We start from the raw sequence: 13,851 nt of genomic DNA on the forward strand, positions 1-13,851 counted from the left end.
AAATGTCCGATTACAGAGCCGAGTTCGTCGAGTTTGCCGTCGCCTCGCAGGTGTTGTGTTTTGGCGAGTTCAAGACCAAGGCGGGCCGCTTGAGCCCGTATTTTTTCAACGCGGGATTGTTCAACGACGGCGAGAAGCTCAAGCGTCTCGGCGAATTTTACGCGAAAGCCATCGTCGACTCGGGCATCGCGTTCGACGTGATGTTCGGCCCGGCTTACAAGGGAATTCCGCTCGCCGCGAGCATCGTGATCGCACTCGCCGGAATGGGTCGGAACGTGCCGTTCGCGTTCAATCGCAAGGAGGCGAAGGACCACGGCGAAGGCGGCACGGTGGTCGGTGCGCCCTTGCAGGGGCGCGTGCTGATCGTCGACGACGTGATCTCGGCGGGCACGTCGGTGCGCGAGTCGGTCGACCTGATCCGAGCGTCGGACGCTACACCCGCCGGCGTCGTGATCGCGCTGGATCGGATGGAACGGGGCCAGGGCGACAAGTCCGCGGTCCAGGAAGTGCGAGAGCAATACGATATTCCGGTCGTGGCCGTGGTCACGCTGGACAACCTGGTGGAGTTTCTGGAACGTGATGCGAACCGACGTACGGAATTGCAGGCCGTGGCGAATTACCGCGAAAACTACGGCGTCTAGGCTGCTGGCTGTCGCCCTGGCGCTGGCAGCGGGCGGCGCGCAGGCCGGGATGTACCGCTGGGTCGACGGCAACGGCCGCGTGCAGTACAGCGACACGCCGCCGACGACATTCCAGACGAGCGGCGGCGTCGAGATGAGCAAGCAGGGCAACGTCGTCAGGCGCACCCAGTCCGAAGCCGAGCGCCGCGCCGAAGCCGAGCGCGTCGCCGAGCAGAAGCGCGTCGCGAAGATCCAGCAGCGCCAGGCGCAACTCGATCGCGCGCTGATGTCGACCTACACGAGCGAGGCGGAAATCGACCTCGCCCGCGACCGTGCGCTCGAGCATCACAAGCTGGCGATCAAGGGCGCGCGCATCCGCGCCGAGACGGTCGAGCGCAACCTCGCGGAATTGCGTGCACGGATCGCCGGCATCGAAAAAGCCGGCCGCCCGGTCGGGCCGGGCCTCAAGGATCAGCTGGCGCAGGCGGGCCGGGAAAGCGCGGACCTCGCCCACACGGTCGACAGCAACGAGGAAGCGATGACCAAGGTGCGCGAGAAATACGCCGCCGACAAGGCCCGTTTTCGCGAGCTGACGGGCCAGCCCTAAGGCGCGGCGCCTTCGCGCCCGCGGCAAGCGCGCAGCTCGCCGGGTCGTCCCCTACTGCAGCTTGGCTTTCAGCAGTTCGTTGACCTGTGCGGGATTGGCCTTGCCGCGGCTCGCCTTCATGACCTGGCCGACCAACGCGTTGAACGCCTTGTCCTTGCCCGCACGGAATTCCTCGACCGACTTTTGATTGGCGGCGAGTACCTCGTCGACGATCTTCTCGAGTTCACCTGCGTCGGACATCTGCTTGAGCCCGCGTGCCGCGATGATTCCGTCGACGTCGCCGGCGCCTTCCCACAGCCCTTCGAACACCTGCTTGGCGAGCTTGCCGGAGAGCGTGCCGTCCTGAATCCGGGTGATGAGCGTGCCGAGTTGCACGGCCGAAACCGGGCTCTCGCCGATGTCGAGCTCGGCCTTGTTGAGCGCGGCGGACAGTTCGCCCATGACCCAGTTAGCGGCGAGCTTGGGCTGCCCGGATTGCTGGGCCGCAGCCTCGAAGTAGGCGGCAAGCGCGCGCGAGCCGGTCAGCACCGAGGCGTCGTAGGCCGAGACGCCGTAGTCTTGCTGGAAGCGCGTCCGCATCGCGGCCGGCAGCTCGGGTAGGGTCGTCCGCACGGCGTCGATCCACGCCTCGTCGAGCTTCACGGGCAGCAGATCGGGATCGGGGAAGTAGCGGTAGTCGTGCGCCTCTTCCTTGCTGCGCATCATGCGCGTCTCGCCGGTGTCGGGGTCGAACAGCACCGTGGCCTGCTGGATGCGGCCGCCGTCTTCGAGCGTCTCGATCTGCCAGCGCACTTCGTAGTCGATCGCCTGCTGCAGGAAGCGGAACGAATTGAGGTTCTTGATCTCGCGCCGGGTGCCGAATTCGGCCTGCCCGAGCGGGCGCACCGAGACGTTGGCGTCGACGCGGAAGCTGCCTTCCTGCATGTTGCCGTCGCAGATGCCGATCCAGGTCACGAGCGTGTGCAGCGCGCGCGCGTAGGCGACGGCTTCGGCCGACGAACGCATCTCGGGTTCGGAGACGATCTCCAGCAGCGGCGTGCCGGCGCGGTTGAGATCGATGCCGGTCATGCCGTGGAAGTCCTCGTGCAGCGACTTGCCGGCGTCCTCCTCCATGTGCGCGCGCGTGAGATGAATCGTCTTCTCGACGCCGTCGACGACGATCGTGAGCGCGCCGCCCTCGACGATGGGCTTGGCGAGCTGGCTGATCTGGTAGCCCTTGGGAAGATCGGGGTAGAAGTAGTTCTTGCGGTCGAACACGTTGACGCGGTTGAGCGTCGCGCCGATCGCGAGGCCGAACTTGATCGCGCATTCGACCGCCGCCTTGTTGAGCACGGGAAGCACGCCGGGCAGTGCGATGTCGACGGCGCTGGCCTGGGTGTTGGGCGCGGCGCCGAAGGCCGTGCTGCTGGCCGAGAAGATCTTGGACTGGGTGGCGAGCTGGGTATGCACTTCGAGCCCGATGACGGTCTCCCACTTCATGCGAGCGCCTCCGGTTGGCGCGCGTGCCAGTCGGTGACGCGCTGGTACTGATGGGCGACGTTCAGCATCTTCGCTTCGGAAAAATAATCGCCGACGAGCTGCAGGCCGATGGGCAGGCCCTGCGAATCGAAGCCGCAGGGCAGGCTCATGCCGGGCAGGCCCGCGAGGTTGGCCGGAATCGTGTAGAGGTCGTTGAGGTACATCTCGACCGGGTCGTCGGATTTCTCGCCGAGCTTGAATGCCGTGCCCGGCGCGGTCGGGCCGAGGATGACGTCGCAGGTCTTGAATGCCTCGGCGAAGTCGTGCGCGATCAGGCGGCGAATTTTTTGCGCCTGCAGGTAGTAGGCGTCGTAGTAGCCGTGGCTCAGCACGTAGGTGCCGATCATGATGCGGCGCTTGACCTCCGCGCCGAAACCCTGCGCACGGGTCTTGGCGTACATGTCGTTGAGGTCCGCGTACTCGGGGGCGCGGTAGCCGTAGCGCACGCCGTCGAAGCGCGAGAGGTTGGACGACGCCTCGGCGGGCGCGAGCACGTAGTAGACGGGGATCGCGAGCCGGGAGTTGGCGAGCGAGATCTCGACCGTCGTCGCGCCGAGCTTCTTCAGTTCATTGACCGCGGCGTCGACCGCAGCGGCGACCTCGTTGTTGAGACCCTCGGCAAAAAATTCGCACGGCAGGCCGACGCGTAGGCCCGTGAGCGGGAGATCGAGGTCGCGCGTGTAGTCTTCCTTTTCGCGCTCGAGGCTGGTCGAGTCCTTCGGATCGAAGCCCGTTATCACGTTCAAAAGCCGCGCACAGTCTTCGGCCGACGGCGCCATCGGGCCCGCCTGGTCGAGACTCGAGGCGAAGGCGATCATGCCGTAGCGCGAGACCAGGCCGTAGGTCGGCTTGAGCCCGGTGATGCCGCACAGCGCGGCCGGCTGGCGGATCGAGCCGCCGGTGTCGGTGCCGGTCGCGGCGGGTGCCATCCGTGCAGCGACGCAGGCCGCGGCGCCGCCCGACGAGCCGCCGGGCACGTAGCCGGCGTTCCACGGGTTCTTCACCGCGCCGAAGAACGAGGTTTCGTTCGACGAGCCCATGGCGAACTCGTCCATGTTGGTCTTGCCGAGGCTCGGCATGCCGGCGGCCTTGCAGCGCTCGATGACGTGGGCGTCGTAGGGCGCGACGAAGTTCGCGAGCATTTTCGAGCCGCAGGTCGTGAGCCAGCCGTCGGTGCAGAAGATGTCCTTGTGCGCGATCGGCACGCCAGTCAGCGGTCCGGCGGCGCCGCCGGCGATCAGCGCGTCGGCAGCCGCCGCCTCGGCGAGCGTCTTCTCCGGGTCGACCGTAATGAAGGCGTTGATCGTCGGGTTCAGCGCGGCGATGCGGTCGAGATATTGCTGCGCGAGCTCGCGGCTCGACACCTGTTTCGCCGCGAGTTGTGCAGCGAGGGCGGAAAGGGAGGGTGCGGGCATGGCGTTACGGATTCGGCACGGCGGAATGGGAGACGCTCACTCGATCACTTTCGGCACGAGATACAGGCCGTTTTCGACCGCCGGTGCGACGGCCTGGAATGCGGCGTGACGGTCGATCTCGTCGACGGCGTCGACGCGCAGGCGCTGGTAGACCTCCTGCGCATGCGCCATCGGCGTAACCTGGTCGGTGTCGACCGCCTGCATCGCGGCGATCAGGCCGAAAATCGTGTTGAGCTGGGTCTGCGTCGTGTGCGCCTCAGCGTCGTCGATTTCTATGCGCGCAAGACCGGCGATGCGCTTGACGTCGTCCAGACTGAGGGACATGGAGGCACCTAGATGACTTACGGGAACGAAGCCCGTTAGGGTATCATAGCCCCCTTGTTTTTTCTGCCCTTTTATCCGTTCGAACCGGGATCGCAGCCACTATGTTCAAGTTCTTGACCAGCTATTTCTCGACCGATCTCGCGATCGACCTCGGTACCGCCAACACGCTGATCTACGTGCGTGATCGTGGCATCGTCCTCGACGAGCCGTCGGTGGTGTCGATCCGCACCGACGCGTCGGTCGGCGGCAAGCGCACGGTCCAGGCGGTCGGTGCCGAGGCCAAGCAGATGCTCGGACGCACGCCGGGCAACCTGCAGGCGATCCGGCCGATGAAGGACGGCGTGATCGCCGACTTCACCGTCACCGAGCAGATGCTCAAGTATTTCATCAAGAAGGTGCACGACACGCGCATGCTGCGGCCGAGCCCGCGCATCATCATCTGCGTGCCCTGCGGCTCGACCCAGGTCGAGCGGCGCGCGATCCGCGAGTCGGCGATCGGCGCCGGCGCCCGCCAGGTCTATCTGATCGAGGAACCGATGGCGGCGGCGATCGGCGCCGGCATGCCGGTGGCGGACGCGACCGGGTCGATGGTCGTCGACATCGGCGGCGGCACCACCGAGGTCGGCGTGATCTCGCTCGGCGGCGTCGTCTACGCCAACTCGGTACGCGTCGGCGGCGACCGCATGGACGACGCGATCATCAATTACATTCGCCGCAACTACGGCATGCTGATCGGCGAGGCGACGGCCGAACTGATCAAGAAGAAAATGGGCTCGGCCTTCCCTGGCGCCGAAGTGCTCGAAATGGAAGTCAAGGGCCGCAGCCTCGCCGAAGGGGTGCCGCGCAGCTTCAACGTCTCGTCGAACGAAATCCTCGAAGCCCTGACCGAACCGCTCAACGCGATCGTCAGCGCGGTCAAGCTCGCGCTCGAGCAGACGCCGCCCGAACTCGGCGCCGACATCGCCGAGAAGGGCATGGTGCTGACCGGCGGCGGTGCGCTGCTGCGCGATCTCGACCGCCTGCTGATGGAAGAGACCGGTCTGCCCGTCATCGTCGCGGACGACCCGCTGACGTGCGTGGTGCGCGGGTCGGGCCGCGCGCTCGAGGAAATGGACAAGCTCGCGTCGGTGTTCACCAACGAGTGAAGAAGCGCGCCGCTGCTGACCGGGTCGGCTGATGGCGATGCCGGGCCAGCTCATGTTCGCGCGCCGGCTCGGGCCGACGGCGCGCCTGTCGATCTGGCTGCTGCTGGGTCTCGCCTGTATTGTCATCGACGTCCGCTACCATGCGCTCGAAGGCCTGCGCAGCGGATTTTCCCTGTTGCTCCAGCCCGTGCGTCAAGCCATGCGGGCACCGGTCGACGTCGCGGTCGAACTCGGCGGCTTCTTCACCCGCCACCGCCTGCTGCAGAAGGAACGCGATGCCCTGCTCGACGAACGCGCACGCCTGCGCGTCAGCGAAAACCGGGCGAACGAACTGAGCCGTGAAAACCGCGAGCTGCGCGCGCTGCTGCAGTTGCGCAGCCGCCCGGGCCAGCAGCTGGTCCATGCGGCTCTGCTCTATCGAGGCCACGACTGGTTCGCCCAGCGCATCACGCTCGATCAGGGCGCCGACGCCGGCTTGCGTCGCGGCCTTCCGGTCGTCGACGCCGTCGGGCTGGTCGGCCAGGTCACGCGGGTCTATCCGCACTCGAGCGACGTCACGCTGGTGAGTAGCCCCGATCACCTCACGCCGGTCTACGTCGAACGCACGGGTCAGCGCGGCCTCGCCGCAGGCGGCGGCCGCGGGCGCCTCGAACTGCGCTACATGCCGGTTCACACCGACATCCGCCCGGGCGACCGCCTGCTTACGTCCGGCATCGACCGCGTCTATCCGGCCGGCATTCCGGTGGGCCGCATCGTCAGTGTGTCGCGGCTGAAGACGAGCCCCTATTTGAACATCGAGGGCGCACCGCTGGCCGGGCTCGATCGCTCGCGCGCGGTGCTCGTCCTCGTCGCCCGACCCCTGGAGCGTGCGCCATGAACGTCGCCGCCGAGACGAGCGGCCGCTGGCGCCGCATCCTGGGCAGCCTGACGCTCGCCGTGCTGGTCGAGCAGCTGCCGTGGTCGGGCCTCGCCATGGTATTGCGCCCCGACTTCGTGCTGGTCGCGCTGCTGTTCTGGGTACTGCACCAGCCGCAGCGCGTGGGCTTCGGCATTGCGTTCTTCCTTGGCCTGATCGCGGATTTCCAGGACGGCGCAGCGCTCGGCCAGCATGGGATCGCCTACGTCGTCGGCGTTTATCTGGTGCTCTACCTGCGTCTGCGGCTGCTGCAGTTCGACCCTTTCCGGCAGGCCGCGCAGCTGTTCCCGGTGCTTCTGGCGGTACAGCTGGTCGTGCTGCTGGGTGGCTGGCTCGCGGTCAATCCGCCGGCCGGGCTGGCCATCCTGATGCCGGTATTCGGCAGCACGTTCCTGTGGTATCTGTCTGCCCTCGTTCTGCGGCTGTGGCACGGCAAGGGCGCGCAGGATTCTCACTGAAGCCGGAGTCACGCTGATGCCTCGCCGTATCGCCCGGGCTCCGCTGCACTTCGACGCTTGCGTGCGGTGTCGCGCCCGCCCCTCGCGGGAACGGGCATGAGAATCGTCACCCCGCTGAAGAATCTCGACCGCGAGCTTGCCCGTTTCCGCGGGCGCGTGAAGTTCGGCGCGGCCTTCGCGCTGCTGCTGGCCGGCGTGCTGCTCGCGCGCGCCTTCCACCTCCAGGTCGTCGCGCATGAGCACTACATCGAGCGTGCCGAAAGCAACCGCATTTCGCTGGTGCCGGCGCCGCCGAACCGCGGCCTGATACTCGACCGCAAGGGCCGCGTGCTCGCCGAAAACTATTCGGCGTACACGGTCGAGCTGACGCGCGCGGAGGCCGACGACATGGAGGCCACGCTCGCCGAGATCGGCAAGCTGATCGAGATCACCCCGGGCCAGCTTCGCCGCTTCCGGCGTCTGCTCGCCGAATCGCACGAGTTCGAGACCGTCCCGCTCAAGAGCAAGCTGACCGACGAGGAGGTCGCGATTCTTGCCGCCAACCTTTATCGCCTGCCCGGCGCGGAGGTGCGCGCCCGCCTGTTCCGCAATTACCAGGGCGGGCCGGGCATGGCGCACGTCGTCGGGTTCATCGGCCGCATCAACGACCGCGACCTCAGGCGTGTGCGCGAGTCGGGGCTCGACAAGGACTACAAGGGCACGGTCCATATCGGGAAAACGGGACTCGAGCAGAGCTACGAGACGCTGTTGCACGGCCGCGCGGGTTTCGACCGCATGGAGACCGACGCGAGCGGCCGCGCCGTGCGCATGATCTCGCGCATCCCGCCGGTGCCGGGAAAAGATCTGCGTCTGCATCTCGACGCGTCGCTGCAGGAAGTCGCCGAGCACGCGTTCGGCGACTATCTCGGCGGCCTGGTCGCGCTCGACCCCAACACCGGGGGCGTCCTCGCGCTCGTGAGCAAGCCGGGTTTCGATCCCAATCTGTTCGTCGACGGTATCGATCCGGAAACCTGGAAGTCGCTCAACGAGTCGCCCGAACGGCCGATGGTCAATCGCGCCCTGCGCGGCATCTATCCGCCCGGCTCGACGATCAAGCCGCTGATGGCCCTGGCCGGCCTCGAACTCGGCCTGCGCGAGCCCGACGACAGCATCGACGACCCGGGGTTTTTCCGCCTACCCAACAGCCAGCACCGTTTCCGCGACTGGAAGCCCGGTGGTCACGGCATCGTCGATCTGCGCCGATCGATTTCGCAGTCGTGCGACATCTACTATTACCGTCTCGCGGTCGACATGGGCATCGACCGCATGCACGACTACCTTACGCAATTCGGCCTCGGCCAGAAGACCGGCATCGACCTGCAGGGCGAGTCGTCGGGGCTGTTGCCGTCGCGCGCGTGGAAGCAGCGGCGCTGGAAGCAGCCCTGGTACCCGGGCGAGACCGTGATCGCCGGCATCGGCCAGGGCTATCACCTGACCACGCCGCTGCAGCTCGCGACGATGACGGCCATGCTTGCCAACGGCGGCAAGCGCATCCAGCCCCGGCTGGTCGACGCCGTACGCGACCCGCATACGCGGGCCTGGCAGACGCAGGCGCCGGTCATGCTCGGTGAGGTGGCGATCGACCCGGAGAATCTCGCGGTCGTGCGCCAGGGCATGATGGACGTCACCCGCCCGGGTGGTACCGCGGCGGCGTCGGCGGCCGGCGCCGCGTATGGCATCGCCGGCAAGACCGGCACCGCGCAGGTCGTCGGCATCAAGCAGGGGGCGCGCTACGACGCGACGCGGCTCGCCCGCGAGCACCGCGACCACGCACTCTTCGTCGCCTACGCGCCGGCCGAGAACCCCGTTATCGCGGTCGCCGTGATGGTCGAGAACGGCGGTTCGGGCAGCGGCACCGCAGCGCCGATCGCGCGCGCCGTGTTCGACTACTACCTGACCGGGAAACGACCCGGCACCATGAAGCTGGAGACCGACGATGCAGCGGACTAGGCACTGGATCCTGCGCCGGCTGAGCCACCTCGACCTCATTCTGCTCGCGCTCGTGCTGCTGCTGCTCGGGATCAGCGTCGCGGTCGTCGCGAGCGCGTCGGGGCAGAGCCCGGCGCGCATCAGCGGTCACCTCGTCAACGTCGGGCTCGCGCTGTCGCTCATGATCGTCATGGCCAACATCCCGCCGCACCTCCTGTCCAAGGTCGGGCCGGTCCTCTATGTCGCCGGCGTCGTGCTGCTCGTTGCAGTCGCCGTGTTCGGCGAAATACGCAACGGTTCGCGGCGCTGGCTCAATCTCGGCGTCATGGCGTTCCAGCCGTCCGAACTGCTGAAACTCGCGGTGCCGCTCATGCTCGCCTGGTATTTCCAGCGCAACGAGTCAGGGCTGCGCGGCAAGCATTTTCTCATCGGCGGTGCGCTGCTTGCCGTGCCTTTCGTGCTGATCCTGCGCCAGCCCGACCTTGGCACGGCGCTGATGATCGGCGCATCGGGCTTCTATCTGCTGTTCTTCGCCGGACTTCCGTGGAAGATCATCCTCGGCGGCGGCGTGCTCGCCGGCGCGAGCCTCCCAGTCCTCTGGGGGTTTTTGCACGACTACCAGCGGGAACGCGTCCTCACACTGCTCGACCCTGCGTCGGACCCGCTCGGCGCCGGCTATCACATCATCCAGTCGACGATCGCGATCGGCTCGGGCGGCCTTTTCGGCAAAGGCTGGAGCCAGGGCACGCAAAGCCAGCTCGACTTCATCCCCGAACGTACGACCGATTTCGTCTTCGCCGTATTCGGTGAGGAGTTCGGCTATGTCGGCACGATCCTCCTCGTCGCGCTCTACCTTTCCATCGTCGCGCGCGGGCTCGTCATCGCGGCGCGAGCGCCGACGCTCTTCGGCCGGCTCATGGCCGCCACCCTGAGCCTCAATCTGTTCACCTACGTGTTCGTCAACATGGGCATGGTCTCGGGCATCCTGCCCGTGGTCGGCGTGCCGCTGCCACTGATGAGCTACGGCGGCACCGCGCTCGTCACGCTGCTCCTGGGCATGGGCATCCTGATGAGCGTGGCGACCCATCGCCAGCTCAATAAAACCTGACGGGATAAAATACCGCCATGAAAATCCTCCTGATGTCGGGCGCCGCCGCATTGGCGCTCACGCTCGCAGGCTGCGGCACCACGCCGCCCGCCAGGCAGACGCCGCCTGTGCAGACACCTACCGAGCAGGCACCGAACAAGACCTCGAAAGCCGGGGGCTATTACCTCGACGACGGTCCCGAGGCCAACCCGCCGCCCGATCTCGACGCCGTGCCGGATGCCGTGCCGCGCGCCGAGCCCCTGCACCGTTTCGCCAACCGCACCTATACCGCGCTCGGTGCGACCTATACGCCGATGGCTCAGCGCCGCGCCTATCGCGAGGAAGGCGTGGCGTCCTGGTACGGGCGCCGCTTCCATGGCAAGAAGACCGCGTCCGGCGAGCCTTACGACATGTACGCGATGACCGCCGCGCATCCGACGCTGCCGATCCCGAGCTACGCCCGAGTGACCTCGCTCGCCAACGGCAAGTCGGTCGTCGTGCGCATCAACGACCGCGGGCCCTTCCACAGCAAGCGAGTGATCGACCTCTCGTATACCGCCGCGCACAAGCTCGGTTACGTCAAGCAAGGCAGCGCGCGCGTGCGGGTGGAGAGCCTCGATACTGAAAGCGAGGAAGGCGACGCCCCAGGCGAGGCGCTGCTCGCCCAAGGCATCTATCTTCAGGTCGGGGCGTTTTCGCGTGCCGATAACGCGCTCGCGCTCCTCAACCGCCTGCAGCGCGAACTCCAGCTCGACGCGGGCCTCGGCCGCGTCGTGCTTAAGCGCTCGCTGCACCATGTGCAACTCGGGCCTTATCCGAGCGACGCCGCCGCGAAGGCCGACCGCGCGCGGGTTAGGGAACGTCTCGACCTTTCGGCAGTCCTCGTCAGACGCGAATGATTTTGAAGCCCCCGATGAAATTCCTGTGGTTGACGCTCGCCTGGCTGCTATCCGCTTCGGCAATCGCCGCGCCGACCGGTATTGCGGCCCGCGCGTGGGTCATCGTCGATCAGACGAGCGGGCGAGAACTCGCCTCGCATCAGCCCGACCTGCCGCTCGCGCCCGCGTCGCTGACGCAGTTGATGACGGTCTACGTCTTGCTGGGTGACATCCGCCGCAACGCGCTGCGTCTCGACGCGGAAGTCCGCGTCCCGGACGCCGCCGCCGAGGCCGACGGCGCGCGCGTGTTTCTCAAGCCCGGCGAGCGCGTGCGCGTCGACACGTTGCTGCGCGCGATACTCGTGCAGTCGGCGAGCGATGCGACCGTGACGCTGGCGACGGCGACCGACGGCAGCGAGGCCGCGTTCGTCGAGCGCATGAATCGCGAAGCTGCGCGGCTCGGCATGAAGCGCACGCACTTTGCCAACGCCACGGGTCTCGCCCAGCCGGGGCACGTTTCCAGCGCGCGCGACCTTGCTGTGCTCGGACGCGCACTGCTCCGCGAGCATCCCGCGCAGCAGGCCTTGTTTGCGCAGAAAGAGTTCACGCTAGACGGCCTGACCTACTACAACGCCAACCGCCTGCTCTGGCGCGACGGCACCGTGACCGGGCTGAAAGTCGGCCGCAATCCCGAGTCCGGCTATTCGGCCGTGGCGTCGGCGCAGCGGGGCGAGCAGCGCCGCGTCGCCGTCGTGCTCGGCGCGCGCTCGGATGCCCAGCGCACGCAGGACGCGCTGCGCCTGCTCAACTACGGCTTCGAGAAATTCGATAGCGTGCTGCTTTATCGTGCGCGCCAGCCGGTCAAGGTGGTCCGGCTCTATCGCGGCACCCGCCAGTCGGTGGGCATCGGTTTCGAACAGGATTTCCATCTGCTCGCACCGCGTGGCAGCCTGCCGCGCGTGAAGGCCGAGATCGTGACCCAGCGCCCGATCGTCGCACCGATCCACAAGGGCCAGCGCATCGGACTGCTGCGCCTGACGCTTGACGGCAAGCCGCTCGGCAACCGTCCGCTGGTCGCACTGCACGACGTCGCCGTTGCCGGCATCTTCGGGCGCGGCTGGGATTCGCTGCGTCTGCTCTTCGACCAATGAGCGTCTATCTAAACGGCCGCTTCCAGCCGCTGGCCGAGGCGACGATCCCCGTGCTCGACCGCGGCTTCGTTTTCGGCGACGGTGTCTACGAACTGGTGCCGGTGTATTCGCGCAAGCCCTTCCGGCTCGACGCGCATCTGACGCGCCTGCAGCACAGCCTCGACGGCATCCGTCTGAGCAACCCGCACACCCCGACGCAGTGGCGGGACCTGATCCAGCATCTGATCGCCGAGCAGGACTTCGACGACCAATCGGTCTACATCCAGGTGACGCGGGGAACCGCGCCGCGCGACCATGCCTTCCCCGTGGGCGTGCCGCCGACCGTGTTCATGTTCGCGCAGGCCCTCGTCACCGCGACACCTGCGCAGAAGGCGGTGGGGGTCTGCGCGGTCAGCGCGGTCGACAACCGCTGGCTGCGCTGCGACATCAAGGCGATTTCGCTGTTGCCGAACATCCTTCTACGCCAGCAGGCGACCGATGCCGGCTGCGCGGAAACCGTGATGTTCCGCGACGGTTTTCTGACCGAGGGCGCGGCGAGCAATATCTTCGTCGTGAAAGACGGCGTGCTGCTGACGCCGCCCTCGTCGAACCTGATGCTCACCGGGGTGACCCACGACGTCGTGCTCGAACTCGCCGCGACGCTCGGCGTGCCGGTCGAGATTCGCGCGATCGCCGAAGCCGAGGTGCGCCGCGCCGACGAGCTGTGGATGACATCGTCGACCAAGGAAATCATGCCGATCGTGATGCTCGACGGCGCGCCGGTCGGCGGCGGGGCGCCCGGGCCGCTGGCGCAGAAATTCGACGCCGCCTACGCCGCGTTCAAACGCGAGGTCATGCGCGCATGAGCGAAGAAGAGACCCTGCTTCGCTTCCCGACCGACTTCCCGATCAAGATCATGGGCGAGCGGCGCGACGATTTCGCCCAGGTCATGGTCGAACTCGTGCGTCGTCATGCGCCCGACTTCCGCCCCGAAACGGTCGAGATGCGCGCGTCCAGAAGCGGCAATTACCTCTCGGTCACCTGCGTCGTACGCGCCACCTCGAAGGCGCAGCTCGACGCCCTGTACCGCGAGATCACCGCCCACCCCTGGGTCAAGATGGCGCTGTGAACGGGGCGGCGCCGATCATTCCGGACGTTCGGGTGGAGCCGGACCCCAGCCTCGTCGTGCGCCAACTCGGCCGGGTCGCCTACGAGCCGACCTGGCGGGCGATGCAGGCCTTCGCGGCACAGCGTTCGGCGGGCACGGCGGACGAGCTGTGGCTGCTCGAGCATCCGCCGGTCTACACGCTCGGGCAGGCGGGCAAGCGCGAGCATCTGATTGCCGCGACCGACATTCCCGTCGTCCCGATCGACCGCGGCGGCCAGATCACCTATCACGGTCCCGGACAGGTCGTCGCCTACGTGCTGGTCGACCTGCGGCGGCGTGGCTACGGCATCCGCGAACTCGTCGCGCGCCTGGAGCAGGCGGTGATCGACCTGCTCGCGGCGTCGAACGTCGAGGCGACGCGGCGCGCCGGCGCGCCTGGCGTCTACGTCGACGGCGCCAAGATCGCCGCGCTCGGCCTGCGCGTGAAGCACGGCTGCACCTACCATGGCCTCGCGTTCAATGTCGACATGGACCTCGAGCCGTTCGCCGCAATCAACCCCTGTGGCTATCCCGGCATGGCGGTCACGCAATGCCGCGATCTCGGCCTGAATTGGTCTGTCGAGCAAACGGAGCGGGCGCTCACCGACGCACTGCAGCGCGCGATCTATTCTTGACCG

General features: G+C 67.2%; 15 protein-coding genes. 12 read left to right on the forward strand and 3 right to left on the reverse strand.

Translation table 11 applies throughout. The annotated features are described in order from the left end of the window. The first annotated feature begins 2 nt into the window (after window positions 1-2). Together pyrE and TBD_RS01280 are read left to right on the forward strand one after the other, a co-directional pair. Window positions 3-641 (forward strand): orotate phosphoribosyltransferase, encoded by a 639-nt coding sequence (gene pyrE / locus TBD_RS01275; RefSeq protein ID WP_011310768.1) that lies wholly within the window; start codon window positions 3-5, stop codon window positions 639-641. Beyond that, complete coding sequence (locus TBD_RS01280) at window positions 580-1,227, forward strand: DUF4124 domain-containing protein (protein ID WP_011310769.1); 648 nt, start codon at window positions 580-582, stop codon at window positions 1,225-1,227. The genes pyrE and TBD_RS01280 overlap by 62 nt, the downstream gene beginning before the upstream one ends. 51 nt (window positions 1,228-1,278) lie before the next feature. On the opposite strand, the gene gatB is transcribed toward TBD_RS01280, so the two are convergent. The 3 genes from gatB to gatC are packed head-to-tail and all read right to left on the reverse strand — an operon-like array spanning window position 1,279 to window position 4,484. Next, window positions 1,279-2,706: an Asp-tRNA(Asn)/Glu-tRNA(Gln) amidotransferase subunit GatB gene (gene gatB / locus TBD_RS01285; RefSeq protein WP_011310770.1), complete on the reverse strand. Its 1,428-nt coding sequence runs from the start codon at window positions 2,704-2,706 to the stop codon at window positions 1,279-1,281. Beyond that, window positions 2,703-4,160 (reverse strand): Asp-tRNA(Asn)/Glu-tRNA(Gln) amidotransferase subunit GatA, encoded by a 1,458-nt coding sequence (gatA, locus tag TBD_RS01290; protein ID WP_011310771.1) that lies wholly within the window; start codon window positions 4,158-4,160, stop codon window positions 2,703-2,705. The genes gatB and gatA overlap by 4 nt, the downstream gene beginning before the upstream one ends. Before the next feature lie 36 nt (window positions 4,161-4,196). Then, a complete protein-coding gene (gene gatC / locus TBD_RS01295; RefSeq protein WP_011310772.1) occupies window positions 4,197-4,484 on the reverse strand; it encodes an Asp-tRNA(Asn)/Glu-tRNA(Gln) amidotransferase subunit GatC in 288 nt (95 codons plus the stop codon). A gap of 101 nt (window positions 4,485-4,585) precedes the next feature. On the opposite strand from gatC, the gene TBD_RS01300 reads away from it, so the two are divergent. From TBD_RS01300 to lipB, 10 genes are all read left to right on the forward strand, one after another. Further along, window positions 4,586-5,629, forward strand: a complete 1,044-nt coding sequence (locus TBD_RS01300; RefSeq protein WP_011310773.1) for a rod shape-determining protein — start codon at window positions 4,586-4,588, stop codon at window positions 5,627-5,629. Window positions 5,630-5,660: 31 nt separating this feature from the next. Further along, on the forward strand, window positions 5,661-6,506 hold the full coding sequence (mreC, locus tag TBD_RS01305) for a rod shape-determining protein MreC (RefSeq protein ID WP_011310774.1): 846 nt from the start codon (window positions 5,661-5,663) through the stop codon (window positions 6,504-6,506). Next, complete coding sequence (mreD, locus tag TBD_RS01310) at window positions 6,503-7,003, forward strand: rod shape-determining protein MreD (RefSeq protein ID WP_011310775.1); 501 nt, start codon at window positions 6,503-6,505, stop codon at window positions 7,001-7,003. Before mreC ends, mreD begins: the two co-directional genes overlap by 4 nt. 96 nt (window positions 7,004-7,099) lie before the next feature. After that, window positions 7,100-8,992 carry a penicillin-binding protein 2 gene (mrdA, locus tag TBD_RS01315; protein ID WP_011310776.1) on the forward strand — a complete coding sequence of 631 codons (1,893 nt, stop codon included), beginning with the start codon at window positions 7,100-7,102 and terminating at the stop codon, window positions 8,990-8,992. Beyond that, the gene (gene rodA, locus TBD_RS01320; protein WP_011310777.1) at window positions 8,979-10,079 is read left to right on the forward strand and encodes a rod shape-determining protein RodA; all 1,101 of its coding nucleotides are present in this window, start codon (window positions 8,979-8,981) and stop codon (window positions 10,077-10,079) included. The genes mrdA and rodA overlap by 14 nt, the downstream gene beginning before the upstream one ends. 17 nt (window positions 10,080-10,096) lie before the next feature. Further along, window positions 10,097-10,957, forward strand: a complete 861-nt coding sequence (locus TBD_RS01325) for a septal ring lytic transglycosylase RlpA family protein (protein ID WP_011310778.1) — start codon at window positions 10,097-10,099, stop codon at window positions 10,955-10,957. Window positions 10,958-10,971: 14 nt separating this feature from the next. Continuing rightward, window positions 10,972-12,087 carry a D-alanyl-D-alanine carboxypeptidase family protein gene (locus tag TBD_RS01330; protein WP_041432191.1) on the forward strand — a complete coding sequence of 372 codons (1,116 nt, stop codon included), beginning with the start codon at window positions 10,972-10,974 and terminating at the stop codon, window positions 12,085-12,087. Then, entirely contained in the window at window positions 12,084-12,932 is an 849-nt protein-coding gene (locus TBD_RS01335) for a D-amino acid aminotransferase (RefSeq protein WP_011310780.1), read from the forward strand. The genes TBD_RS01330 and TBD_RS01335 overlap by 4 nt, the downstream gene beginning before the upstream one ends. Beyond that, window positions 12,929-13,195: a YbeD family protein gene (locus TBD_RS01340; RefSeq protein WP_011310781.1), complete on the forward strand. Its 267-nt coding sequence runs from the start codon at window positions 12,929-12,931 to the stop codon at window positions 13,193-13,195. The genes TBD_RS01335 and TBD_RS01340 overlap by 4 nt, the downstream gene beginning before the upstream one ends. Next, window positions 13,192-13,848 carry a lipoyl(octanoyl) transferase LipB gene (gene lipB, locus TBD_RS01345; protein ID WP_011310782.1) on the forward strand — a complete coding sequence of 219 codons (657 nt, stop codon included), beginning with the start codon at window positions 13,192-13,194 and terminating at the stop codon, window positions 13,846-13,848. Before TBD_RS01340 ends, lipB begins: the two co-directional genes overlap by 4 nt. Window positions 13,849-13,851 lie beyond the last annotated feature (3 nt).

The sequence above is a fragment of the Thiobacillus denitrificans ATCC 25259 genome (assembly GCF_000012745.1).
Taxonomy (GTDB): Bacteria; Pseudomonadota; Gammaproteobacteria; order Burkholderiales; family Thiobacillaceae; genus Thiobacillus; species Thiobacillus denitrificans_B.

What these genes read in the sequence shown, in the direction of transcription:
- pyrE (WP_011310768.1), top strand. Translation starts at nt 3, where the DNA reads ATGTCCGATTACAGAGCCGAGTTCGTCGAGTTTGCCGTCGCCTCGCAG.
- TBD_RS01280 (WP_011310769.1), top strand. Translation starts at nt 580, where the DNA reads ATGCGAACCGACGTACGGAATTGCAGGCCGTGGCGAATTACCGCGAAA.
- gatB (WP_011310770.1), bottom strand. Translation starts at nt 2,706, where the DNA reads ATGAAGTGGGAGACCGTCATCGGGCTCGAAGTGCATACCCAGCTCGCC.
- gatA (WP_011310771.1), bottom strand. Translation starts at nt 4,160, where the DNA reads ATGCCCGCACCCTCCCTTTCCGCCCTCGCTGCACAACTCGCGGCGAAA.
- gatC (WP_011310772.1), bottom strand. Translation starts at nt 4,484, where the DNA reads ATGTCCCTCAGTCTGGACGACGTCAAGCGCATCGCCGGTCTTGCGCGC.
- TBD_RS01300 (WP_011310773.1), top strand. Translation starts at nt 4,586, where the DNA reads ATGTTCAAGTTCTTGACCAGCTATTTCTCGACCGATCTCGCGATCGAC.
- mreC (WP_011310774.1), top strand. Translation starts at nt 5,661, where the DNA reads ATGGCGATGCCGGGCCAGCTCATGTTCGCGCGCCGGCTCGGGCCGACG.
- mreD (WP_011310775.1), top strand. Translation starts at nt 6,503, where the DNA reads ATGAACGTCGCCGCCGAGACGAGCGGCCGCTGGCGCCGCATCCTGGGC.
- mrdA (WP_011310776.1), top strand. Translation starts at nt 7,100, where the DNA reads ATGAGAATCGTCACCCCGCTGAAGAATCTCGACCGCGAGCTTGCCCGT.
- rodA (WP_011310777.1), top strand. Translation starts at nt 8,979, where the DNA reads ATGCAGCGGACTAGGCACTGGATCCTGCGCCGGCTGAGCCACCTCGAC.
- TBD_RS01325 (WP_011310778.1), top strand. Translation starts at nt 10,097, where the DNA reads ATGAAAATCCTCCTGATGTCGGGCGCCGCCGCATTGGCGCTCACGCTC.
- TBD_RS01330 (WP_041432191.1), top strand. Translation starts at nt 10,972, where the DNA reads ATGAAATTCCTGTGGTTGACGCTCGCCTGGCTGCTATCCGCTTCGGCA.
- TBD_RS01335 (WP_011310780.1), top strand. Translation starts at nt 12,084, where the DNA reads ATGAGCGTCTATCTAAACGGCCGCTTCCAGCCGCTGGCCGAGGCGACG.
- TBD_RS01340 (WP_011310781.1), top strand. Translation starts at nt 12,929, where the DNA reads ATGAGCGAAGAAGAGACCCTGCTTCGCTTCCCGACCGACTTCCCGATC.